General features: G+C 62.6%; 22 protein-coding genes and 2 tRNA genes. 12 read left to right on the top strand and 12 right to left on the bottom strand.

Going from position 1 to position 23334, the window contains the following annotated elements:
- The first annotated feature begins 29 nt into the window (after window positions 1–29).
- Both ndk and ACQ5ID_RS08965 read left to right on the top strand, forming a co-directional pair.
- Window positions 30–452: a nucleoside-diphosphate kinase gene (gene ndk / locus ACQ5ID_RS08970; protein WP_036511959.1), complete on the top strand. Its 423-nt coding sequence runs from the start codon at window positions 30–32 to the stop codon at window positions 450–452.
- A gap of 33 nt (window positions 453–485) precedes the next feature.
- Entirely contained in the window at window positions 486–1322 is an 837-nt protein-coding gene (locus ACQ5ID_RS08965; RefSeq protein WP_429912108.1) for a pepsin/retropepsin-like aspartic protease family protein, read from the top strand.
- A gap of 41 nt (window positions 1323–1363) precedes the next feature.
- On the opposite strand, the gene ACQ5ID_RS08960 is transcribed toward ACQ5ID_RS08965, so the two are convergent.
- Window positions 1364–3217, bottom strand: a complete 1854-nt coding sequence (locus ACQ5ID_RS08960; protein WP_429912107.1) for an ABC transporter ATP-binding protein — start codon at window positions 3215–3217, stop codon at window positions 1364–1366.
- Window positions 3218–3336: 119 nt separating this feature from the next.
- On the opposite strand from ACQ5ID_RS08960, the gene soxR reads away from it, so the two are divergent.
- Window positions 3337–3786, top strand: coding sequence for a redox-sensitive transcriptional activator SoxR (soxR, locus tag ACQ5ID_RS08955; protein WP_429912106.1), 450 nt, complete (start codon window positions 3337–3339; stop codon window positions 3784–3786).
- A gap of 194 nt (window positions 3787–3980) precedes the next feature.
- Here soxR and arfB read toward each other — a convergent pair whose 3' ends face one another.
- From arfB to purM, 3 genes are read right to left on the bottom strand one after another with little or no spacing between them, the layout of a single operon-like run.
- Entirely contained in the window at window positions 3981–4376 is a 396-nt protein-coding gene (gene arfB, locus ACQ5ID_RS08950; protein ID WP_429912282.1) for an alternative ribosome rescue aminoacyl-tRNA hydrolase ArfB, read from the bottom strand.
- A 15-nt stretch (window positions 4377–4391) separates the two neighbouring features.
- Complete coding sequence (purN, locus tag ACQ5ID_RS08945; protein ID WP_429912105.1) at window positions 4392–4970, bottom strand: phosphoribosylglycinamide formyltransferase; 579 nt, start codon at window positions 4968–4970, stop codon at window positions 4392–4394.
- The gene (purM, locus tag ACQ5ID_RS08940; protein ID WP_429912104.1) at window positions 4967–5998 is read right to left on the bottom strand and encodes a phosphoribosylformylglycinamidine cyclo-ligase; all 1032 of its coding nucleotides are present in this window, start codon (window positions 5996–5998) and stop codon (window positions 4967–4969) included. Before purM ends, purN begins: the two co-directional genes overlap by 4 nt.
- A gap of 284 nt (window positions 5999–6282) precedes the next feature.
- On the opposite strand from purM, the gene ACQ5ID_RS08935 reads away from it, so the two are divergent.
- From ACQ5ID_RS08935 to ACQ5ID_RS08920, 4 genes are read left to right on the top strand one after another with little or no spacing between them, the layout of a single operon-like run.
- Complete coding sequence (locus tag ACQ5ID_RS08935) at window positions 6283–7392, top strand: DUF2066 domain-containing protein (RefSeq protein ID WP_429912103.1); 1110 nt, start codon at window positions 6283–6285, stop codon at window positions 7390–7392.
- 9 nt (window positions 7393–7401) lie between these two features.
- Window positions 7402–8106, top strand: coding sequence for a hypothetical protein (locus ACQ5ID_RS08930; protein WP_429912102.1), 705 nt, complete (start codon window positions 7402–7404; stop codon window positions 8104–8106).
- Window positions 8103–10316: an RNA degradosome polyphosphate kinase gene (locus tag ACQ5ID_RS08925; RefSeq protein ID WP_429912101.1), complete on the top strand. Its 2214-nt coding sequence runs from the start codon at window positions 8103–8105 to the stop codon at window positions 10314–10316. Before ACQ5ID_RS08930 ends, ACQ5ID_RS08925 begins: the two co-directional genes overlap by 4 nt.
- Window positions 10313–11827: a Ppx/GppA family phosphatase gene (locus tag ACQ5ID_RS08920; RefSeq protein ID WP_429912100.1), complete on the top strand. Its 1515-nt coding sequence runs from the start codon at window positions 10313–10315 to the stop codon at window positions 11825–11827. The genes ACQ5ID_RS08925 and ACQ5ID_RS08920 overlap by 4 nt, the downstream gene beginning before the upstream one ends.
- Here ACQ5ID_RS08920 and rnd read toward each other — a convergent pair.
- From rnd to ACQ5ID_RS08900, 4 genes are all read right to left on the bottom strand, one after another.
- Entirely contained in the window at window positions 11824–12981 is a 1158-nt protein-coding gene (gene rnd / locus ACQ5ID_RS08915; protein WP_429912099.1) for a ribonuclease D, read from the bottom strand. The genes ACQ5ID_RS08920 and rnd overlap by 4 nt on opposite strands.
- A 44-nt stretch (window positions 12982–13025) precedes the next feature.
- The gene (locus ACQ5ID_RS08910; RefSeq protein ID WP_429912098.1) at window positions 13026–14330 is read right to left on the bottom strand and encodes an MFS transporter; all 1305 of its coding nucleotides are present in this window, start codon (window positions 14328–14330) and stop codon (window positions 13026–13028) included.
- A gap of 134 nt (window positions 14331–14464) precedes the next feature.
- Window positions 14465–15505, bottom strand: coding sequence for an alpha/beta hydrolase family protein (locus tag ACQ5ID_RS08905; protein WP_429912097.1), 1041 nt, complete (start codon window positions 15503–15505; stop codon window positions 14465–14467).
- Window positions 15506–15612: 107 nt separating this feature from the next.
- A complete protein-coding gene (locus tag ACQ5ID_RS08900) occupies window positions 15613–16338 on the bottom strand; it encodes a lysophospholipid acyltransferase family protein (protein WP_429912096.1) in 726 nt (241 codons plus the stop codon).
- A gap of 72 nt (window positions 16339–16410) precedes the next feature.
- Here ACQ5ID_RS08900 and ACQ5ID_RS08895 point away from each other — a divergent pair, with 72 nt between their 5' ends.
- Window positions 16411–16803, top strand: coding sequence for a RidA family protein (locus tag ACQ5ID_RS08895; protein WP_429912095.1), 393 nt, complete (start codon window positions 16411–16413; stop codon window positions 16801–16803).
- Between the two features lie 94 nt (window positions 16804–16897).
- Window positions 16898–17377: a hypothetical protein gene (locus tag ACQ5ID_RS08890; RefSeq protein WP_429912094.1), complete on the top strand. Its 480-nt coding sequence runs from the start codon at window positions 16898–16900 to the stop codon at window positions 17375–17377.
- 265 nt (window positions 17378–17642) lie between these two features.
- Here the strand turns inward: ACQ5ID_RS08890 and ACQ5ID_RS08885 are convergent, their stop codons facing one another.
- The 4 genes from ACQ5ID_RS08885 to rlmB all read right to left on the bottom strand — a co-directional run bounded on the left by ACQ5ID_RS08885 (window position 17643) and on the right by rlmB (window position 22497).
- Window positions 17643–19019: a sodium:solute symporter family protein gene (locus tag ACQ5ID_RS08885; RefSeq protein WP_429912093.1), complete on the bottom strand. Its 1377-nt coding sequence runs from the start codon at window positions 19017–19019 to the stop codon at window positions 17643–17645.
- A gap of 5 nt (window positions 19020–19024) precedes the next feature.
- Window positions 19025–19834 (bottom strand): hypothetical protein, encoded by an 810-nt coding sequence (locus ACQ5ID_RS08880; protein ID WP_429912092.1) that lies wholly within the window; start codon window positions 19832–19834, stop codon window positions 19025–19027.
- Entirely contained in the window at window positions 19831–21489 is a 1659-nt protein-coding gene (locus ACQ5ID_RS08875) for an acyl-CoA dehydrogenase family protein (protein ID WP_429912091.1), read from the bottom strand. The genes ACQ5ID_RS08880 and ACQ5ID_RS08875 overlap by 4 nt, the downstream gene beginning before the upstream one ends.
- A 150-nt stretch (window positions 21490–21639) precedes the next feature.
- Entirely contained in the window at window positions 21640–22497 is an 858-nt protein-coding gene (gene rlmB, locus ACQ5ID_RS08870) for a 23S rRNA (guanosine(2251)-2'-O)-methyltransferase RlmB (protein WP_429912090.1), read from the bottom strand.
- 126 nt (window positions 22498–22623) lie between these two features.
- Here rlmB and ACQ5ID_RS08865 point away from each other — a divergent pair.
- The 3 genes from ACQ5ID_RS08865 to ACQ5ID_RS08855 all read left to right on the top strand — a co-directional run.
- Window positions 22624–22709, top strand: a tRNA-Tyr gene (locus tag ACQ5ID_RS08865).
- Between the two features lie 119 nt (window positions 22710–22828).
- Window positions 22829–22902: transfer RNA gene (locus tag ACQ5ID_RS08860), tRNA-Gly, on the top strand.
- 150 nt (window positions 22903–23052) lie between these two features.
- Window positions 23053–23334, top strand: a 282-nt coding sequence (locus tag ACQ5ID_RS08855) for a GTP-binding protein (protein ID WP_429912089.1), incomplete at its 3' end; no start/stop codon positions are given.

Here is a 23334-nt window from a genome sequence, read left to right as displayed (position 1 = left end):
CCAGCTTTCATTCAAGGGACATCAAAACCATGGCGCTGCAACGCACCTTCTCCATCATCAAGCCCGACGCGACCAAGCGAAACCTCACCGGCAAGATCAACGCCCTGATCGAGGATGCGGGCCTTCGCATCATCGCCCAGAAGCGCATCCACATGACGAAAGCGCAGGCCGAGACCTTCTACGGCGTGCACCGCGAACGCCCCTTCTTCAACGATCTGGTGTCCTTCATGACCTCCGGCCCGGTCGTCGTGCAAGTGCTCGAGGGCGAAGACGCGATTGCCAAATACCGCACCGTCATGGGCGCCACCAACCCGGCCAATGCCGATGAAGGCACGATCCGCAAGGTGTTTGCCGAATCCATCGAAGCAAATTCGGTACACGGCTCCGACGCCCCGGAAACGGCCGCCGAGGAAATTGCCTATTTCTTCGCCGGACTGGAGCTGGTGGGGTAGCTGGCTGCCACATAAAGGGAAAGGCGGATCGCCATGTTTACCGCATTTGTACTCGGCCTTTCCCTCCAGCTCTCCGCCGGGACGTGCAGCGATCTGCGCGTCCTTGACGGCCGGGTCTGGACGGACATCACAATCAATGGCGTTGCCACAGAGGCGCTGTTTGATTCCGGCTCGGAAATCACTGTCGTCGATCTCGCCTTTGCCGCGCGCGCCGTCCACGGTGAAGCAGAAAACGTAGAGGCCCGTGGCACCGGCGCGGCAACCGTAAGCGCCGGTCTGGTGCAGGGCGTCACTATCGGCGCGGCGGGGCTCGAGCTGGCTGACTCCGTCATTGCCGTCATGGACCTGTCGGATATTTCACAGCGCCTTATCGGGCGTCCGGTCCCTGCGATACTCGGCCGGGAAGTGTTCGACGCCTCCCGCCTCGCCATTGATTTCGATGCGGGCCAGGTGTGCCGGATGGACCGGGCCGGGGAGCCGGACGGGGCACGCCGCGCCCTGGTGTCCCGCGACGGCATCATGGCGTTCGAGATCACTATCGAGGGTCAGACGGTTCTGGCTGATTTCGATACCGGAAACAGAGGCGCGCTGCTGCTCGACGCCACTGCCGCGGAGGCTGTTGGCCTGCTTGACGGTCGGGCGGAGACACTCCGCTCTGGCGGTGGCATTGGCGGGGCCGTTGACCGGCGCGTGCTGGAAGTGCGCAGCGTGGACGTGGCCGGCGCTGTATTCGATATGGTGGAGGCAGAGATCGATCCCCGCGAGAGCGAGGCGGGCAGCGCCAATATCGGGCTGGGCCTGTTGACACGGTTTTACCTGATTGTCGATTTCGCCGAGAGCGCCATCTGGCTCTCGCCCCGGCAGGACTGAAAGAAGCCCGGCAGCGATGCCGGGCTTTTTTGTCCGTTCTCCTACTTCGCCGCCACCGCCCAGTCCGCATCCACATTGAGGAAGCCGCCCGACTGGCGTTTCCAGAGCTGGGCGTAGACGCCGTTTCTCGCCAACAACTCGTCATGGCTGCCCTGTTCGATGATGCGGCCCTCCTCCATCACCACCAGCCGGTCCAGCATGGCGATGGTGGAGAGACGGTGCGCGATGGCGATGACGGTCTTGCCCTCCATCAGCTGGTAGAGCTGTTCCTGAATGGCGGCTTCGATCTCGGAATCGAGCGCCGAGGTGGCCTCGTCCAGCACAAGGATTGGCGCGTTCTTGAGCAATATGCGCGCAATCGCGATGCGCTGGCGCTGGCCGCCGGAGAGCTTCACGCCCCGCTCGCCGACATGGGCGTCATAGCCGGTGCGCCCATCAATGTCGGAAAGGTCCGGGATGAAGGCGTCGGCCTGCGCCCGGCGGGCCGCCTCCATCACGGCCGCATCATCGGCATCGGCCGAGCCATAGGCGATATTGTCCCTTATGGAGCGGTGCAGAAGCGAGGTGTCCTGCGTCACCATGCCGATCTGGCGGCGCAGGGAATCCTGCGTGACCTGCGAGATATCCTGCCCGTCGATGGTGATGCGTCCGCCCTCCAGCTCGTAAAAGCGCAGGAGCAGGTTGACGAGTGTGGACTTGCCCACCCCTGAGCGGCCCACAAGCCCCACCTTCTCGCCCGGCGCGATGTTGAGGTTCAGCCCCTCTATGACGCCGCTCTCCTTGCCATAGTGGAAGGCGATGTTCTCAAAGCGGATCGCGCCTTGCGAGACGACAAGCGGTTTCGCGTCCGGCACGTCGCGAATCGCCTGTTCCTGCGCGATGGTGTTGATGCCGTCCTGTATGGTGCCGACGGCTTCAAACAGCCCGGCCGTCTCCCATAGGATCCAGTCCGACATCGCCCGGATCCGCATGACGATGGCGACCGCGACGGCGACCACGCCAAGACCCACCAGACCCATCTGCCAGGCGATGATGGTGGAGGCTGTCACGGCCACCAGCAGCACCGCATTGAGGGTCTGCAGCAGCGTGTAGAGCCCGGTGACGAGGCGCATCTGCTTGTAGACCGTGCCCATGAAGCCGCTCATCGCCTCGCGGGCATAGCCTTCCTCGCGGCGGGCATGGGCAAACAGCTTGATGGTCTGGATGTTGGTGTAGCTGTCGACCACGCGGCCGGTCATCTCCGCGCGGGCATCGGCCTGCTTCATGGAGATATCGCGCAGGCGCGGGATGAAGTGGACCAACAGCCAGATATAGCCCGCGAGCCACAGCACGAGCGGGATCATCAGGAAGGGCTCGGCCCCGCCCACCAGTACCAGCGCGCCCACGAAATAGACGGCCACATAGACGAAGATATCGAGCACCTTCATCACCGTCTCGCGCACGGCGAGTGCGGTCTGCATCACCTTCTGGCTGACCCGGCCGGCGAACTCGTCCTGAAAGAAGCTCATGGACTGGCCAAGGATGTAGCGGTGGGTCAGCCAGCGCGCGAGCATCGGGAAATTGCCGAAAATCGTCTGGTGGGTGATGAGCGAGTTGAACAGCACCAGCAGCGGAAAGCCGATCAGGATGAAGGCCGCCATGGCGATAAGGCCGGCCCCGTGCTCTTCAAACAATGTCTCGCGGTCAGCCGCCGCCAGCCAGTCGACCAGCGTGCCGAGAAAGCCGAGGAATACCACCTCGAACACCGAAAGGATTGCCGTCAGCACCGATAGCGTAATGAGCCACGGCCAGACGGGCCGTGTGTAATGGGCCACAAAGCCCAGAAGGGTTTTGGGCGGTGCTTCCGGCTCGGTGGCGGGGAAGGGATCAATGCGGGATTCAAAAAAACGGAACATCAAAAAACCTTGTGGGCGAGCCCCGGCGGGCGGGGTTAAAGGGACGATTTGCCGTGTCGGCCCGAAGCGTTCTAAAATCTCAACTTAAGTTGAGGTCAAAGGCAAATGACATGTCGTCCATGAAGAAGGTCAGACCGGTGCGCGGCTTGAGCGTTGGCGAACTGGCCGCCCGCGCCGGGGTCAGCGTCTCCAGCCTGCACTTTTACGAGACAAAAGGGCTGATCGCCAGCAGCCGTACGAGCGGAAACCAGCGCCGCTATGGCCGCGATGTATTGCGCCGGGTCGCCGTGATCCGCGTGGCGCAGCGCGCAGGGGTGCCGCTGGCGGAAATCGCGGCGGCGCTTGATGCCCTGCCGGCCCGGCGCACGCCCAATGCGGCTGACTGGGCGAAGCTCTCGGCGGTGTGGAGGGACGCTCTGGAGGCGCGTATCGTTGCGCTCGCCCAGCTCAAAGACGAGCTGGAGGGCTGTATTGGCTGCGGGTGCCTGTCCATGACGGACTGCCCCTTGCGCAATCCGGGCGATGCGTTGGCCAGCCAAGGGCCGGGCGCGAGATTGCTGGAGGGGTGAGCGCTTCCACCTGCGGCCCATCATTGTCATGGCCCGGCTTGTCCGGGCCACCCATGCCTCTGGCCTTCGAGCATGATCGTTCTTTGCAGGCATGGGTCCCCCGGACCTCGCTCACGCTCGGCCGGAGGATGACAAACGTTTCTCTCATCTCTGCTAAAGGCAGGTCGGTAATGAACGCTGGACACCTCCGCCCCCTAATCGATCCCCGGCTTTTTCCGCAGCGCCTTGGTCTGGCCCTTCTTCGCCTTGGCGTCTTTCTGGCGCTTGATCGAGCTTAAAGACGGGCGGGACTTGATGCGCGGCTTGGGCTTGCGGCTGGCCTGCCGGATCAGGCGTATCAGGCGGGCGCGGGCCTCTGCGCGATTGCGCTCCTGTGAGCGGTGATCTTCGACATGCAGGATCAGCACGCCGTCCTGCGTCATGCGGCTGCCCGCCAGGCGGACGAGGCGCTGCTTGATGGCGGGATCTAGGGCGCTGGCATAGACGTCATAGCGCAACTGGACCGCGCTGGCGGTCTTGTTCACGTGCTGACCGCCCGGCCCGGACGCTTTCACGAAGCGCTCGGTTATCAGGCTCTCATCAAGGATGATGTCATCAGTGATGCTCTACGCCTTTCCTAAAGCCAGTTTCAGCGCTTCCGGATAGAGCCGGTGCTCTTCCACCAGCACGCGCGCGGCGAGCGTCTCCGGCGTATCGCCGGGCAGGACCGGCACGCGCGCCTGAGCGATAGTCGGGCCTTCATCCATGCCGGGCGTGACCCAGTGGACGGTGCAGCCATGCTCGCTCTCGCCCGCCTCGATCGCGCGGGCATGGGTGTCCACGCCCTTGAATTTCGGCAGCAGGGACGGGTGGATATTGATCATCCGCCCTTCCCAGGCGTTGACGAAGCCTTCCGTCAGGATGCGCATGAAACCGGCAAGGCAGACGAACTCTGCGCCCGCTTCGCGCAAGGCCGCGTCGAGTGCCGCTTCAAAGCTCTCGCGGCTCTCAAAGGCCTTGTGGTCGATGGCGATTGCCGAGATGCCCGCCTGTCGCGCCCGCTCCAGCCCATAGGCGCCGGGCCGGTTGGAGATGACCGCGACGATACGGGCGGGGTAGTCGTCCGCCGCGCAGGCATCGATCAGGCATTGCAGGTTCGATCCGCGCCCGGAGATGAGGACGGCAATCGGCGTCTTCGCGATCATTTCGCGGTCAGATGGCCGATGACAGAGGCCGTCTCGCCTGCGTCTTTGAGAGCAGCGAGCACATTTTCTGCGTCTTCGGCGGCGACAGCGGCGATCATGCCGATGCCGCAATTGAAGGTGCGGCGCATTTCGCTTTCCGCGATCCCGCCCGCGCTTTCCAGCCAGCGGAAGACGGCGGGGCGCTCAAAGCTGTCGTAATCGACTTCAAAGCCAAGGTGATCGGGGAGCATGCGCGGCGTGTTCTCGGTGATCCCGCCGCCGGTGATGTGGGCGAGGCCTTTGATTTTCCCGGCGCGCACCAATGGCATCAGGGATTTCACATAGATGCGGGTCGGCTCCAGCAGGGCTTCGCCGAGTTTTTTGCCCGGCGCGAAGGGGGCTTCGCTGTCGAATTTCAGACCTGCGTGCTCGATCACGCGGCGCACAAGCGAATAGCCGTTGGAGTGCGGGCCGGAGGAGGCGAGCCCGATCAGCACATCACCGGCCACCATGTCGGCTTCGCGGGGCAGGAGATTGCCACGCTCGGCCGCGCCGACGACAAAGCCAGCGAGATCAAAATCCTCGCCCTCATACATGCCCGGCATTTCGGCCGTTTCCCCGCCAATAAGCGCGCATCCGGCAAGGCGGCAGCCTGCGGCAATACCTTTGACGATCTGCGCGCCGCGCGCCGGATCGAGCTTGCCGGTGGCGAAATAGTCGAGGAAGAACAAAGGCTCAGCGCCCTGCGCCAGCACGTCATTGACGCACATGGCAACGAGATCGATGCCGACCGTGTCGACAACGCCGGTATCGATGGCGAGGCGCAGCTTGGTGCCCACCCCGTCCGTGCCGGAGACCAAAATCGGGTCGTTGAAGCCAGCGGCCTTGAGATCAAACGCGCCGCCAAACCCGCCAAGGTCTGCCGCCGCGCCGGGCCGGGCGGTGGATTTCGCCAGCGGCTTGATCGCTTCGACCAGCGCGTCACCGGCATCGATATCCACCCCGGCAGAGGCGTAGGTTAGACCTTGTGAGGGCGGGGTGCTGGCCACGGCTGATTGCTCCGGCAAGGGGTCAATTATGGCGCGCAAACAACTGCAAGGGGGGCGACTTGGCAAGAGGGCGGGTCTGTAAATCGCGCCTGTCCCCGCTTCGCTGTCACAACAGGTGCGTGAAATCAGGCGTTTGCAGGCAGGGGTGAGTTACTTACCCCGACGCGGCGGATCGGATGTATTATGCTGGAAGATCGGGACTCTACAGCCTGCAAACCCTTCACGCGATGGCCAGTGCGGGTATAGTCAGGATCAACGCTTCATTTTCAGGCAGGATCGCCACCATGACCCATCTCATCCCCCGGACGCGGGCCGCAACTGGCGCACTGCTTACGGCCATTTTGTGCGTGGCGTTTCTGGCCGCTCCCGCCAGCACACAGGACGTGTTCACCGTGTCAGGCATTGGTGTGGATGAACGCGCAGGCACGACTACAGAGGCGCAGGCAGCCGCCTTCCGCTCCGGGCAGATTGCGGCAGCACAAGCGCTTCTGGAGCGTCTGACGCTGGGTGAGGACCGTATCAATACCGGGCTGACATCCATCCCCGCCGATGCTGCGCAGGAAATGGTGGCTGGCATGGAGGTCGCTGGCGAGCGGCGCTCGGCCAACCGCTATATCGCCACCATGACGGTGAATTTTGATGCCCGTGCGGTGCGCAGCTATCTGCGCGGACAGAATATCGCGTTTGTGGAATCGCAGGCTGCGCGCACGCTGGTCGTTCCGGTGATTGAGCGTGATGGGAGTGCGGGCCTGTGGGGCGGCAGCTGGTATGAGGCGTGGCGTTCTGGCGTACACGCCAACGCCCTGACCCCCCATATCGGTCTTGGCTCGCTGATGACCGGCGAAGGTGATGATAGCGTTCCGGTCGGACGCAATGTGATCAGTGCATCGGCGGCGCAATCGGGCGATGAGTTTGCCTTGCGTGAGCTGGCCGCCCTTTATGGCGTTTTACGCGTTGCGGTCATCACGGCGCGTGAAGGCGAGGGAATTATCCGCGCCAGCGGCACCGTGTACGATTTTTCCGGCCCTGACACTGCGGTTTCGAATATGGAATCAGCAGCCAGCCAGAGCGGGTATAACGAGCTCGCCCGGCGCATCGTGCAGACGGCCCAGGAGGCCTGGAAGCGCGAAGTGGTCGTGCGCGGCGGCGAAGCCAGCGAGGTCACGGTGTCGGTGCTCTACAGCTCAATGGCGCAGTGGCGCTCCCTGCAACGGGCCATTACCGGCGCATCACTCATTTCCAATGCAAGGCTCGACGCGGTGACGACGACAGGCGCGGTGATGACCATTACCCATCGCGGCGAACGCGATCAGCTGGTGCGTGAACTGGCCCAGCGCGGAGCGCGGCTTGAGGAAGAGCGCGGTCTTGGCTGGGTAGCGCGCCCGCGCAACTGACAGAGCATTATGGCAACTCCCCAGCTTGCCCTCGATCTCGCCCTTGAGCCGGATTACCGCCCGGAGAGCTTTGCTGTAAGCGAAGCCAATGCGGCTGCGCTGGCGCTGGTAAATCGCTGGCCGCGCTGGCGGATGGGCCATCTGGTGCTGACTGGCCCGGCGGGAGCCGGCAAGACCCATCTGGCGCATATGTGGCAGCAGCGTACCGGCGCGGCCTGGATAGACCGGCTGGAGGTGTCAGCCTCGCTCAAAGCGATCCAGCGCGGTGCCAGCGTGGTGATTGAGGATGGCGATCAGGGCCTGGATGAGCTGGGTCTTTTCCATCTGCTCAACCGCGCGGCGGGCGATTCGGGGATCAGCGTGCTGCTGACCGGCAGGCTGCATCCGCGCAGCTGGCAGATTGGCTTGCCGGATCTGGCGTCACGGCTCAGCGCGGCGGAGGCTGCGGTACTGGATGAGCCCGACGATGCCCTGCTGCGTCAGGTGCTCGAAAAGCTGTTCCGGGACCGCCGCACACCGCTCAGCGCGGGCGTTCTCGATTATCTGCTGACGCGTATGGAGCGCTCGGTGGATTTCGCCCGGCTACTTGTGGCACGGCTCGACAATGCGGCACTGGCCGGCAAGAGCAGCGTCACGCGCTCGCTTGCGCGCGATGTGCTGGCTGGACTATCAGCAGACAGTAACCCCGATCAGGAGAGCGGCGCGCGGCCATGACCGATAATGTGGAAGGCATGACCGCCAGCGCCTCTGCCGAACCGTCCAGTCACGATAGCGGCGGCGATCTCATGCAGTCGCCGGAACGGTTTTTGAACCGGGAACTGTCCTGGCTTCAGTTCAATCAGCGTGTGCTGGAGGAGGCGGAGAACCCCGCGCACCCCGTGCTGGAGCGTCTGCGCTTCCTGTCGATCTCCGCCAGCAATCTTGATGAGTTCTACATGGTGCGGGTGGCGGGGCTGCGCGCGCAGCTGCGCAATGGCGTGGACCGTGCGGGTCAGGACGGGCTGACCGTCACCGAGCAGCTGGAGCGCATCAATGAGGCAGCTTCCCGGCTGATGAGCACCCAGCAGGAGCACTGGCAGGAATTGCGCGTGCTGATGGGCAAGGAAGGCGTGCAGCTTCTCAACTCAGACGAGCTTACCCGCGCCGAGCGGGCGTGGCTGCGCGACGATTTTCTGGCTCACACACTGCCTGTCATCACGCCGCTGGCCATTGATCCGGCGCACCCGTTTCCGTTCATTCCCAATCTGGGCTTTGCCATCGTGCTGAAGCTGAAACGCCAGCGTGACGGCAAGGTGATGAACGCGCTCCTGCCGCTGCCTGCGGGGGTGAAGCGGTTCGTGGACATTCCCTGCACACGCAAGGACCGGCGCGGCCGGCCCGTCAGGCGCTATATCGCGCTGGAAGACGTGCTGATCGTCTTCGTGGATGCGCTCTTCCCCGGCTATGAGCTGCTCGGCAAGGGCGCGTTCCGCATCATTCGCGACAGCGATATCGAGATCGAGGAAGAGGCCGAAGATCTGGTGCGCGAGTTCGAGGCGCGCCTGAAGCAGCGCCGGCGCGGCGTGCTGGTCCGGCTGAAGCTGGAAGCCTCCATGCCGGAGGAGCTGCGCCGTTTCATCATCCAGCAATTGCACGCGGAATCTCGTGATGTGGTGCTGGTGGATGGCAATCTGGGGCTGGCCCAGCTCTCCCAGCTTATCCCTGATGACCGGCCGGAGCTGAAGTTTGAACCCTATGAGCCGCGCTTTCCCGAACGCATCAAGGATCATGGCGGGGACTGTTTTGCGGCTATTCGTGCCAAGGACCTGATCGTCCACCACCCCTATGAGAGTTTCGACGTGGTGGTGCAGTTCCTGCGCCAGGCAGCGAACGATCCTGATGTCGTGGCCATCAAGCAGACGCTTTACCGGACGTCGAAAAACTCACCCATCGTGGCGGCGCTGATCGAGGCGGCAGAGGCGGGCAAGAACGTCACCGCGCTGGTGGAGCTCAAAGCCCGCTTTGATGAGGAAGCCAATCTGAAATGGGCGCGCGATCTGGAGCGCGCGGGCGTGCAGGTCGTCTACGGGTTTGTCGAGTACAAGACCCACGCCAAGATATCGCTGGTGGTGCGGCGTGAAGGCTCCACCTTGCGCACCTATGCCCATTTCGGCACCGGCAATTATCACCCGATAACGGCGCGCATCTATACGGACCTGTCCCTGTTTACCGCTGACCCGGCCTTTGGCCGCGATGCGGGCCGGATTTTCAACTATGTCACCGGCTATGCCCGTCCTACGGGGCTGGAGCGCCTGTCGATCTCGCCGCTGGGCATGAAGGAATTGCTGGTGGAGAAAATCCGCCGAGAGGCGGACAATGCCCGCGCAGGCAAGCCCGCCGCTGTCTGGGCGAAGATGAATTCCGTGGTCCACCCCGAGATCATCGATGCGCTTTACGAGGCCAGTCAGGCGGGGGTACGCGTCGATCTGATCGTGCGCGGTATCTGCTGTCTGCGCCCCGGCGTGCCGGGCCTGTCGGACAATATCCGGGTCAAGTCGATCGTCGGGCGGTTTCTGGAGCACTCGCGCATTGTGTGCTTTGCCAATGGCGAGATCATGCCGTCTGCCAGGGCGGAGGTGTGGATGTCCTCGGCGGACTGGATGCCGCGCAATCTGGACCGGCGCATCGAGACACTGTTTCCGGTGGTCAACCCGACCGTTCACAGGCAGGTGCTCGACCAGATCATGGTCGCCAATCTCAATGACGAGGCGCAGAGCTGGTACATGAACCCGGATGGCAGCTATACGCGCGTCAACACGCAAGGCATTTCCATGCCCTTCAGCGCCCATGATTATTTCATGACCAACCCCTCGCTCTCCGGGCGCGGCGAGGCGCTGCGCAACGATCAGCCGCCTTCGGTTCCGCAGCTGGCGCGGCGTCCATGAGGCTGGGCGTCGGCAAAAAAACCGGCCCGGCGGGCCGGGACCTCGCCGTCATTGATATCGGGTCCAACTCGGTGCGCCTCGTCCGGTACCGGCTGGAGGATGGCGCGCTGTGGCCGGTCTTCAACGAGAAGACGATGGCGGGGCTTGGCAAGGGAGCGGCCTCGCGCGGCACGCTGAACCCTGATGGCGTGAAAACGGCGCTCGTCACGCTGCGCCGCTTTGCCAGCCTGCTGGAGGCCAAGGGCGTCACGGACTGTCATGCCGTCGCAACGGCGGCAGTGCGTGAGTGCTCGGATGGCCCGCAATTCGTGGCCGAGGCTGAAAAGCTGACCGGGCTGAAAATCGAGGTGCTGTCCGGGGAAGAGGAGGGGCGGCTTTCGGCGCTTGGTGTTGTTGCCGGTATAGGGGCGGGCAATGGTGTGGCCGGTGATCTTGGCGGGGCCAGTCTGGAAATCGCGCGCCTGACGGGCAGGGAGGTCGGGCCGGTCTTCTCCCTGCCGCTCGGGCCTTTATCGGTTCTCAATGGCGGATCCGATAATGCCAGGCGCGTTCGTAGCGCGATCGATAAGGGGCTGGATGCCGCTGCTGGCGCGCTGGACGGGTCGGGGCCGGATTTCTATGCGGTCGGCGGCGCATGGCGGGCATTTGCCAATCTGGCGATGGCGCTGGACCGCTATCCGCTGATCCTGCTCCACCAGTATGCGCTGAGCGCCCAGCAGGTTATGCGGGCAGCAGATTTTGCGATGGGCCAGAGCGAGGCTTCGCTGGCGGCCACGCCGGGCGTCTCCCAGAAGCGCGCAGCCGTGCTGCCCTATGCCGCGCAGCTGCTCAAACGCATCGTCAAGCGCGGCAAGTTCAAACGGGTAATCTTCTCGGCCAATGGTCTTCGCGAGGGCGTTGCCTTCAGCCGCAGCGCCGCGCTGGAGCAACGCTCAGATCCGCTGCTGGCAGGGGCCGAAGCCATGGCCCGGCATGCTGCCAGCGATCCGGAGTTCGGGCCGGCTCTGGCGGACTGGCTGGAGCCTGTTTTTGCGGCCAATGCTGCGGTGTTTGATGCCGAGCGAGACCATGTCCTGCGCGGGGCGGCGGCGCGCCTGTCCCAGCTGGGCGCGCGCATGCATCCCGATCACCGCGCAGAGCTGGCCGCGACCGAAGTGCTCTATGCGCCCTTTGGCGGTATCTCGCACCCGGAGCGGGCCTTTCTGGCGCTGACCATGCATCATCGTTATGCCGGAAAGCGGTCAAGGCCGGAGGATTGCCCGTCGCGGCGTCTTCTGGACGATACGCAGGAGGAAGCTGCATTGCTGCTTGGCCACGGCATCAGGCTGGGCGCGGCGCTTTCTGGCGGCTCGGCAGGGGTGCTGAAACTCTTTACGCTCACGCGCACGAGCGATGAGCTTGTGCTCGCCATGGAGGCAGGCCGCGAGGATCTGGTGGTCGAACGCGCCTATTCACGCTTTGAAACGCTGGCAAGCCTTTTGGGGCTGAAAGCGGTGCTCAGTACGGCCTAGTCTTCCAGCTCTATCGCAACGACCTTGCCATTTTCCAGAATGAGCGCCAGCTCGCCGCGCTTGAGCTTCAGCGCCGCTTCGCCAAACACCTTGTAGCGCCAGCCTGTCAGTGCAGGCACGTCGGCCTTGTCGCTGGCGGCTATCTGTTCGAGATCCGGCACGGTGGCGATCAGGCGGGGCGCAACGCCCTCTTCCTCGGCAACAACCCGCAGGAAGACTTTGAGCAGCTCCACTACCGGCCCGATATTGTTGGGCAGATGGGTCTGGCGGGCGAGCTTGGGCGCGTGCTTTTCCGGCGCGGCCATCGCCTCGCGCATCATCTCGATCAGGCGCTCGGCAGGCTTGGAGCGTTCAAACCCTTTGGGCACAGCGCGCAGTGCGGCAAGTTGCTCCTGCGAGACCGGCGCAGACTGGGCCAGCTCGTATATGCCGTCATCCTTCATCACCCGGCTGCGCGGCACGTCGCGCGTTTGCGCCTCGATCTCGCGCCAGCGCGCCGCCGCCTTCATGGCGGCAAGCCATTTGGTGGTGGTCTTGCGGGGTTTCAGCCGTTTCCAGGCATTTTCCGGGTCCATCCGGTAGGTGTCCGGATTGGTCAGAAGGCGCATCTCTTCCTTCAGCCATTCCTCTCTACCCGACTGCTCCAGCTTCTCCTGCAGGATGGGGTAGAGCTTGTGCAGATGGGTGACGTCGGCGAGCGCGTACTCAGCCTGCTTGTCAGACAGCGGGCGGCGTGACCAGTCGGTGAAACGCGAGCCCTTGTCGATCTGCTCGCCGAGAAGCTCGCGCACCAGATTGTCGTAGGAGATGGAATCGCCAAGACCCACGGCGGCGGCGGCAATCTGGCTGTCGAACAGCGGATCGGGGATCAGCTCCCCGCCCTTGTGGAAGAAGATTTCCAGATCCTGACGGCAGGCATGGAACACCTTCACGGTGTCTTTCCGGCGCAGCATCTCCATGAAGGGTGCCAGATCGATACCCTCGGCCAGCGGGTCGATGAGCAGTTCGTGCTTGGAACCGGCCGCCTGTATCAGGCATAGCTGCGGCCAGAACGTGCTCTCCCGCATGAATTCGGTGTCCACCGCAACAAAGCGGTCCTTGCCCAGTGCCTTGCAGGCATTGGCGAGTGCATCGGTGGTTTGAATCAGCTCCATGAATCCAACGCTTAGCGTGCCGATCACTGTTTGGCGAGTGTGCTTTACTCTTGCGATTTGCGGCGTTTCGCCAGCCGCCACAAGCCCAACATGCCGAAGAGTCCGGAAACAATGGCGATGAAGGCAAAGGCTGTCTGAAGCGGAAGCGTCAGGAGTCCGATGACAAACAGAGTGAACTGGCCAAGGCTGGCGCTGGCGGCGTTCATAATGCCCCCCGCCGCCAGAACACGCCCGCGCAGCTCGGGGTCGGCACGCCGTTGTGCCATGGCCTGCAGCGGCACCATGAAAAGCCCGGCGCTCATGGCTGACAGGGTCAGCCCGCCCAGAACAGGCCAGTTGCGGGCATCGGCCAGAAACTCCTGCGCGCCGAGGAGCGCATCTTCGTCCGGTTCCGTCCAGCCCAGCGTGTAGAACGCTACGAAGGCGGGGAAGAGGGCGAGCCCGAACGCGCCAGCTATCGTGAAGCCCAGAGCGTCCTTGCCTTTCGTGAACAAGCCGCAAAGAATGGCTCCCAGCGCTGCGCCGATCGTGAACAGGCCGGTGAAGGCGAACCCGACCGTCTCGTCCCCGCCCAGAACTTCGGCCGTGAAAAGCGGCATCAGCGTCACCACCGATGCGGCCAGCATCCAGAACCAGGATACGCCCAGCAGTGGGCGCAATACGTCCGGCGCCTTGAACGCAAAGCTCATCACCCGGAATGTCTGGCCGATAATGTTCCAGCTGATCTTCACGTCCTTGGCGTCCGGCGGGGCGGGGCTGTTCAGGCACATGACCGCGAACCCGATCAGAGCCACACCCGCCAGGGTGGCCGAAAGGAGCCATGCGGAGTTGTCACTGATGACAAACAGGGCAGCGAGGCCGGCACCGCCGAGAATGGCTACGTTCAGTGTGCCCCACACAAGGGCGTTGCCGGTAACCAGCTCGTTGTCCTTCAGCAAGGTCGGGATTGCCGCGTTACGCGCGGGCGCGAAGAAGGCCGATTGCATGCCCATGAAAAAGAGCACGATCACCAGAAGCAGCGCATTGTTCAGGAAGAAGCCCACCGAGGCCGCCAACATGAGGACGACTTCCGCCAGCTTGGTGCGGCGCATGATCCAGGCGCGGTCATAGCGGTCGGCGACCTGACCGGCGACTGCGGAGAACAGGAAGATGGGCAGGGTGAGGGCAGTGGCCGCAACCGGGACCATGAGTTCCCGGTCAAGGCCCATTATCGTGAGCCCGTGAAAGGTCGCCAGATTTACCAGGGCGAAACGAAACAGATTATCGTTAAAGGCACCCAGTGCCTGCGCGGCCACCAGCGGACCGAATCTCTTCTGCACCAGCAGGTGCAGGGCGACGCTGAAATTCATCCGGCTATCCCTCCCGTGCCGAACCTTGTCCCCATCCTGTGGAGACCTTCTGCACAGGCTGGCCCATGCTGCCGGTTTTGTCTGCATCAATAGTAGACGAACCGGCAGCGTCGAGCATCAGGCTGGTTTGGCACCTACCGGTTGAGGACAAAGCGTTCCAGGAAGCCGATCATGGCTTGCTCATAGCCGCTTGCGAAGTCTTCAAGGGTGATATTGTCAGGGTCAGCCAGCAGTTCGGCTTCATTGAGCAGCATTGTGTGACCTGTGCCGGCGATGCGGTGGATTTCGAAGTCATTATTGCCCGCTTCGGCAAGCGCAGCGCGGAAAATCTCCTTGCTGCTATCAATATCAATCAGCGGATCATCTCCGGCGAATATCAGCGCTACGGGCGTATCGATCCGCTCGAAGTACTCCTGAGGCTCGAAACGCATCTCCTGATACCAGCCGGACAATGTGGGGTCCGCGATCACGTCGCGGCCCATATACATCATGTCGTACCAGGGCTCGTCCTTGATGGTATCGACCGCCTGCTGGGCTTCGTCCCGTGTTATCTCGTGACGAAAATAAGCATAGATGGTGCGGCGTACTTCCAGCGCCGCTTGTATCGTGTCCTCATCAAGGCCGGCATCTCGAAGCCCCCGTTCGGTGGCATACATCATCTGACCAGCAGGCCCTTCACCCGATGGTGAGACCAGAATCTGGAAGTTGATCGCCTCCGGCGCGATCGTATTGGCCATGGGCACAAGCCAACCTCCCTGGCTGACGCCCCAGGCTCCCACGCGTTCTGCATCAATGCTGTCCCGCGCGGCTATCGCCCGCGCTGCGGCAGCCCCGTCCGCGGCCAGGACGCGATAATCCAGACTGGTGCGTTCTTCTGGCGGGATCGAAATGTCCCGCCTGTCGTACAGGAACACGGCAACCCCTTGGGGTGTCAGTACTTCGGCCAGATGCCGGTACATAAGAAGGTCACGGTCCGGGGACCCTGAGCCGTGGAACGCGATGATGGCAGGGAATGGCCCTTCGCCATGAGGTTTGTATAGAGTCCCGTGAAGTTCAGTTCCATCCGAAACGAATGATACTTCGACGGAAGGGTGGTTTCTCTCGTCTTCCTGGTTTGCCAATGCAGCTGAAGAAAGGGCGATTGCCGACGTCAGTGCAATTGCGAAATATTTCATTATCGACCTCCGGTGTTTTTATTGTTGGGGAGGCTTCACCATATGAAATCAAGGCGATATTTCGACTTAAAATCTGGTAATGTTTCTGCATTGGCGATGCGCCAAGCCTATGCTTCCCCGTTTGCGGCGCGTATCAGCTCGGCTGTGCGCCCTTCTATTGTTTCTTCAAGGTGGCGCATGAAGGCGTCCTTGTCTTCTCCTGGTGTTATCGGTTCGAGGAATTCCACAACCACCGTGCGCGGACGCTTGATGAAGGACTTCCTGTCCCAGGCGAGGCCGAGGCTGGTGGCAACCGGCACGACGGGGCGGCCCAGATCGTGGGCCAGGTGAAACACGCCCTTCTTGTAAGGGTGCTTTTCGCCCGGCGCTGACAGATGGCCTTCGGGATAAATCAGGACGTGGCGCTTGTCCGATTTCAGGCGCGTCATGCCTTCATCAATGCGCGCGCGGGCCGCCGCTCCACCTTCGTTGGACAGCACCACCGCGCCGGTTTTCTTCAGGATGAAGCCGACGAGGGGATACTTCACCAGATGATCCCCGGCGACATAGGCCAGGGGCCGAATGGTTGCCACCATGATGAGCGGATCACCCCAGCTTTGATGCTTGGCGGCGAGGACGCTGGGGGTGCGGCTCAAATGCTGCGTGCCGCGCAGATCAATTCGTATGCCGGCGACGAAGCGCAGGAGGAAGGCAATCACACGCGCATAGCTGAAAATTCCGTAGCCCAGCATGCGTTTGCCGGGAATGATGGCCAGAATGGCGCAGATGGCACCGAAGAACAGCGTGGTAAGCCAGTATGTGATCTCAAACAGCGTGCTGCGCAGAAGTTTCATGGTGTACCAGTTCGTAGCTCCGGTGGACTCAGCCTAACGGTTCAACGCGCACACACAATGAGAGGCTCCTTCATGACCCGTACCCGCATCCATACCGGCGCACCGTGGGAGGCGCGCTATGGCTATTGCCGCGCCGTGCGGGCGGGCAATCAGATTTTCGTGACAGGCACGGTGGCGCTCAATGCTGATGGCAGCCCTCATGCGCCGGGCGATCACGGCGCGCAGGCCGCCCGCGCTCTGGAGATCATCGAAGGCGCGTTGAAAGAGGCGGGCGCGAAAATCTCCGACGTGGTGCGCACGCGCATGTTCGTGGTGGGTATGACGCCGGAAGCACAGGACGCGATTGGCGCAGCGCACCGCGCGGTGTTCGCCGATTGTCCGCCTGCCACCAGCATGATCGGGGTTGCGGCTTTCGTGGACCCCGCCTTCGTGGTGGAGATCGAGGCCGACGCGGTGGTGGACTGACCGGTTCGCGCCGTATCCAGACGATTAGCGCTTCATCAAGCATGAGCGGGCAGGGTGTGTGCTTCAAGTTTTCCAGCTGACAGGCACCTAGCCCATGAGTTTGACGGCCGAGATGCCGGCGCCCGATGCGCTCCGGGCCGCCAATATCCATCCCGAGACGGGGTTGGCGACCGACTATCTCAACCATTTCAATGAAGTGGTGATGCTGCTGGACATGCTGCCCGGCATGCCCGATTGCGCGGAAGACGTGCTGGGCTGGGAACCGTGCAGTTATGAGGCCCATTTCGAGCGCACCGGCTATAGCGGACGCGAGACGGTGATCGCCGCCTGGCATGCGGCACCGCGCGCCGTGCGGGCCCATTTCGAGACTCTGGTCTCGGCGCTGGACGATATCATTGCCGACCTGCAGGAGCGTGTGCGCGAAGGCGACCTTACCGGCGCGGCGGAGGCGGCGCGCAGCGAGGCAGAGCCCCTGCTGGCGGCGGCGCGTGCGGCGGTCCACGGCCATGTGACGGGCGAAACTGATCCCGATCAGAATGCGGGCCAGGCGAGTGTGGATGCCCTGTTTGTTTAGGGCCTGTCCTCATAAAGGTTTCGGGCGTGACGCGTAGCGGATTTGGCCGCTGACAAGGAGAGACGCCCGCCGTGGAGCATCCCTCCACAAGGACGGTTCGACGCCGTCAGGGGATAAATCCGCCGCGCTCCGCAGGAGTATGGCGAAAATCGCCCACTCTTGCGTTGCAGTCCCTCGAAAGGGGAGCACCCTTTCATCGGGCCTGCTCCTGATATTGAACGATTTTCGCGCATATCACGCTCCAAACCCTTTGTGAGTACAGGCCCTAGGCTTGCGCCTGACGCTGGATCGCCATGCTGGCCAGTCCCACGAGTACATAACCTGCCAGCGCGGCGAGGATCGAGAACAGGAAGGCGCCTGGTATCTCGAATACGAAATCACCCAGCCAGATGGCCATGAGCCCGCTGGCCAGCGCGGCAAGCGCCGACCATTCGCCGCCAAACCGGCTGCGTATCCCGATCAGCAGCGAGACCAGAAGGCCCGCCGATCCCAGCGACGAGGCCAGCTCTACCAGCCCGTAAATCGTCTCGCCTGTCGTAGCGACGACATAAGCCATCACGCCCGCCACGACGGTAAAGCCGCGCGCGGCCAGCAGTTTTTCCTCTGGCGAGGCTTTGGTGCGCACCCGGCTGTAGAGGTTTTCCGTTGCCAGGCCGGAGACGGCCAGAAGTGCGGAGTCCACCGTCGACAGCACGGCAGAGAAGAGCGCACCGGCAAACACGACAAAGAGGGCGCTCGGCAGCAGGTCCATGGCAAGGTTGGGCAGGAAGAGATCACCCGCTGCCGGGTCAAAGCCAAGGCCGGGGCCGACAAGCCCGAACAGGACAGGGAAGAAGCCTACCACCAGATAGAGCCCGCCCGCCATCAGCCCGCCGCGCACGGCGATTTTCGCCGATTTCGAGCCGAGAAAGCGCGCAATCATCTCCTGCGCGACGATGGAGCCGAGAATCGGAATGGCGAACGCATCAAGACGCTCCAGCCAGCTTTCGCCCGGCGCAATCAGCACGAGCTGTGACGGGTCGATCAGTGCCATGGCTTCGTCAAAGCCGCCGGCACGCCCGAACAGGGCGAAGGTGAGAACGATGAGGCCAATCAGCACGATCGCGCTCTGGAGAATGTCGGTCACGACATCGCCCAGCAGGCCGCCCAGCAGCGTGTAGCAGATGACAAGCAGGCTGGCCCCCACCAGCGCCCATTCCACCGGCAAATCGCTGGCCACCGCAATGATGGAGGCAAGCGCCAGCAATTGCGCCGCCGCCCAGATGATGGAGGTGGGGATGGAGACGCAGGCAGAGGCGATTTCCGCGCGCGGGCCGAAACGGTCCCGGAAGAAATCGGCAAGCGTCAGATAGCCTTTTGCGCGCAACTGCCCGGCCACGAACAGCGCCGCGACGATCAGGCAGATGGCATAACCCACTGGCTCTGCGCGCGCGCCGCCCAGCCCCTCATCGGCGATGGTGGCGGTGGAGCCCATAATGGTCTCGCCGCCAAACCAGGTGGCGAACACCGATATCCCGACCGCCCAGAAGCCCAGCCTGCGGCCCGCCACCAGATAGTCGGTATGCGTGCTCATCTTGCGCGATGCCCACAGGGCAATACCAAGCTGGACAAGGATGTACAGGATAAGCGCAGCGAGAATCATGGGCGTCAGTCAATTCCAGTTTTAAAAGGACGGCGTCGGCGATCCAGCAAACTTTGGGGGATAGAAATTTCAGGAATGAGACCGCGTCCGCTTAGGGCTTGAGGTGAGTCCACAGCGTCACGCCAATAGTCAGAAAAATATCTATACTTTTCAAAGGCACTTGGATCGCTAGTGCAGGATTCAATTGATTTATTCATGTAATAGGAAGTTGTGTAGGCAACGATCAGCTTCGGATTTTCTTTTATTGGTATATTTATATCAATATCAGCTAGATCGTTCAAATAGTGCATGCAATACATTCCATCGAAATCTCTAAACAGTTTTCTTTTCATGGCGCCAAGTGTGTCTTCGGGAGTAAGTTGTCGTACCATATCAACGATATTGTCATCGAGCACAATTCGCGGGTACTTCGCTAAACGATTCTCAAAATCATGAGCTGAGACTAAACCTCGCCCAAACACCATGTTTTCATTGTGAACAAGATTCCCGACGACTACACTGCCTCGACATAAACATCCAATCTGCATCAGGTTTGTCGTAAGGGCTTCGATAGATATAAATATATAGTGTAGAGACTCTACATCTATTTTTGCTGATATTGCGATGTTGTCGGAGAATGTACTAGCGTGATAATCATATCCAGTTGGCCTTACGTCAGCTATTCTCTTTATTTTTATTATAGAATCGATAACTTTATTGAACGCATTCTGATCGCTCTCCGATCTGATCACCAAATCTCTAAAACCAAGAATATCGAGAAACGCGACGATGCGCTGTTGATATTGTACGCCTTGCGACGAGTTCTGATCGCTCATCCTGCCAGCCGTCCGCGCTCAATCAGTTTTTCGGTGTCGATCTGCCCGTGGCCGGCGCCCAGCGTTGTGGACTGGCTGGCTATGCGCCGGGCGAGGAAGGCATCTGATACCGCATCCAGCCCGGCATCCATCAGGGCAAGGGCCGACAGGGCCAGCGCCGCTTCCTCGCTGAACCGGCGGGCATCGGCCTCTCCGATCCCGCCCGCCAGTGACTCCTCGATGCGGCCAATCAGGGCATCAAGCGCCGCATTCTGCCCCTTGCCCCGCGCAAGGTGAGCGATCAGCGCCTCGCGGCTCTCAGGGTCGCGGGAAAGGGCGCGCAGCGTGTCGAGGGCGATGACATTGCCCGACCCTTCCCAGATCGCGTTCAGCGGGCTCTGGCGGAACATGCGGGGCAGGGGGGATTCCTCCACAAAGCCTGCCCCCCCATGGGCCTCCATCGCCTCATAGACGAGGTAGGGCGCGCGCTTGCAGATCCAGTATTTGGCGATGGGGGTGAGGATACGCGCCAGTGCCGCCTCGTTCGGGTTGCTGGCCATCGTGTCGAAGGCGCGGGCAACACGAAAAGCCAGCGCCATCGCCGCTTCGGCCTCCATGGCGAGCTCCGCCAGCACTTCGCGCATCAATGGCTGGTCGATCAGGCGGCGCTGGAAGGCAGCGCGGCGGTCGGCGTGCCAGATGGCGTGAAAGCTCGCGGTGCGAATGAGGCCCGCTGACCCTGCCAGGCAATCCAGGCGCGTGTGGTTGACCATGTCGATAATGGTGCGCACCCCGCGTCCCGGCTCGCCCACGCGGCGGGCATAGGCGCCGTGATATTCAATCTCGGAGGATGCGTTGGAACGGTCGCCGAGCTTGTCCTTCAGGCGCTGAATCTCGATTGAATTGCGCGTGCCGTCCGGGCGCCAGCGCGGCACCAGAAAGCAGGAGAGGGCAGCGCTTTCGCCCTCGCCCTCATAGGCAAGGGTGAGGAAGCCATCGCTCATGGGCGCCGAGCAGAACCATTTATGCCCCGTAAGCTCCACCTCGTCCCCGCCAATGCTGACCGCGCGGGTCTCGTTGGCGCGCACATCCGAGCCGCCCTGCTTCTCGGTCATCGCCATGCCGATGGTCAGGCCCGCCTTGGCGTTCATCGGCTTCATGGCCGGGTCATAGGCGCTGGCCGTTGCGCCGCTGATCCAGTCTACGGCCCAGCCGGCATGGCGCAGGGCCGGGACGCAGGCATAGGTCATCGACATCGGGCAGCACACACCCGCATCGGCATGCCCCATCAGCATGAGCAGGGCCGAATGCAGCGTGTGGGGCGCGGTGTCGGTGTTCCAGGCCGCTGCCGAGACACCCGCTTCCAGACCCGCACGCATCAGCTGGTGATAGGCGGGGTGAAATTCCACCTCGTCAATGCGGTGGCCATAGCGGTCAAAGGGCTTGAACTTTGGCGGGTTCTCGTTGGCCTGACGGCCCCATTCCTGCACTTCTGCCGAGCCGACCCGCGCGCCGAAGGCCGATAGACGGTCACGGTGGGCATCCCCGCCATTGCGGCTGACGGCATCGCTCAACACGCGGTCGGCGCTGAACAGATTGATCCCGCTCAACGGTTCGGACTGGTTGAAGACGCTATGGGTGCGCAGTTCGCTGCGCGGCGCGTGGGGCTGTGTCATGGCTAGGAGTTTTGCGCGAGGGGAGGGCCCGCGTAAAGCGGGGATGCGCTTTTCCCCCGTGCTTCGAGATGCTTCGCTACGCTCGCCCTCAGCATGAGGGAAAAGCCCTCACCCTGAGGAGGCCGAAGGCCGTCTCGAAGGGCGAGGGCGTCAGGCCGGATTGATTCTCGGATCGTGCCGGGAGGCTTCATAGAGTGCCACCGCCGCGGCATTGGATACATTCAGGCTCTCTGCCTTGGGTCCCATCGGGATGCGCGCCAGCACATCGCAATGATCGGCCACGCGGGGGCGCAGCCCCTTGTCTTCCGATCCCAGTACGATGACGAGGCCGGTCGTGCGGCCCATCGTGTCCGCGCCGGTCTGCACGGCGGCTGCGAGCGCCATGTCCGCTTCGCCTGCCAGCCCGATCACGAAGCGCCCCTCATCGCGGAAGCTTTTCAGCGTATCGGCGATATTGGTGACTTCCACATGGCCGACTTTTTCCGCGCACCCCACCGCGCTTTTGCACACCGTGCCGAAGAGCGGCGGGGATTTGCGGTCCTGCATGATGACGGCGCGCGCACCAAAAGCCGCAGCCGAGCGGAAGATCGCGCCGACATTGTGCGGATCGGTGATCTGGTCGAGCACGACCAGAAGCCCGTGCGTCGGGTTCAGAACGGCCTGTACGGGTTCGGCGTCCAGCGCCTTGGCCTTCAGCGCGAAACCCTGATGCACGGCGGTGTCCGGCAGGCGTGCGCTGATGTCAGCCGGGTCTTCAACCTTTGCTTCGATGCGTGCGCGCATCGCCTCATCGAGATCTTTCGCGCTGTTGCGCGTGACATGCAGGGAAAGCAGGGCCCGTTTTGGGTTGGCAAGGGCCGCCAGTACGGCGTGGCGTCCCCATATCCACCCCTCGCCGGGGGGCAGGGCATCGCCGCGCTGGCGGGCGGGTTTGCGCCCCGGCCCGCGGCCCTGTGCACGGGCGTGTGCGAAAGCCGGTTTCGAGGTGTTGCGCTGGTCAGGGGCCATAAGTATAAGTCGCGTCCCGGCTTTACGAGGCAGCCTCGTTAGGACGCCCGGCGCATCCGCGCAAGAGCGTTTCTGACAAGGCCCAATCGCAAGGCCCGGCCGGTCCGCCCGGATAGCTGGCGACCCGGAGGGGTGGGAGAGTGGTTAAATCCAGCAGACTGTAAATCTGCCCGCGCAAGCGTACGCTGGTTCGAATCCAGCCCCCTCCACCAGCCTTGGCCGCCGCGAAGCGGGCTCTGGCTGGACAGGCCACAGGCACGATTGGCGGGATTTTCTCTCGCCTTCGCTCCGGCCTGCCGTTAGCATCACAGGATGCGGCACGCGCATCGGCGCGGGTGTAATTCAATGGTAGAATGTCAGCCTTCCAAGCTGAATATGTCGGTTCGATCCCGTCCACCCGCTCCAGCCTCCTCTTCCTGCCCTGAACCTCTTTCATGCCGAGGCGCGCAAACCCCTTGCCATAGCCCGATCCGGACGCTATCCCGCCCCGTCAGTTAACCCGGCAGGGCGCACCAGTCCTGCCTATCCAGCAAGTTGCGACGAGGACAAGGCGCGATGGCCAAGGCAAAGTTTGAGCGTAACAAGCCGCATGTGAACGTTGGCACGATTGGTCACGTTGACCACGGCAAGACGACGCTGACGGCGGCGATTACGAAGTATTTCGGCGAGTTTCGTGCGTATGACCAGATTGATGGCGCGCCCGAAGAGAAGGCTCGCGGGATCACGATTTCGACGGCCCACGTTGAGTATGAGACGGACAACCGTCACTACGCGCACGTGGACTGCCCTGGCCACGCTGACTATGTGAAGAACATGATCACGGGCGCGGCGCAGATG

The sequence above is a fragment of the Glycocaulis sp. genome (assembly GCF_050485565.1).
GTDB lineage: Bacteria > Pseudomonadota > Alphaproteobacteria > Caulobacterales > Maricaulaceae > Glycocaulis.
This window is presented reverse-complemented; position numbering and strand designations above follow the sequence as displayed.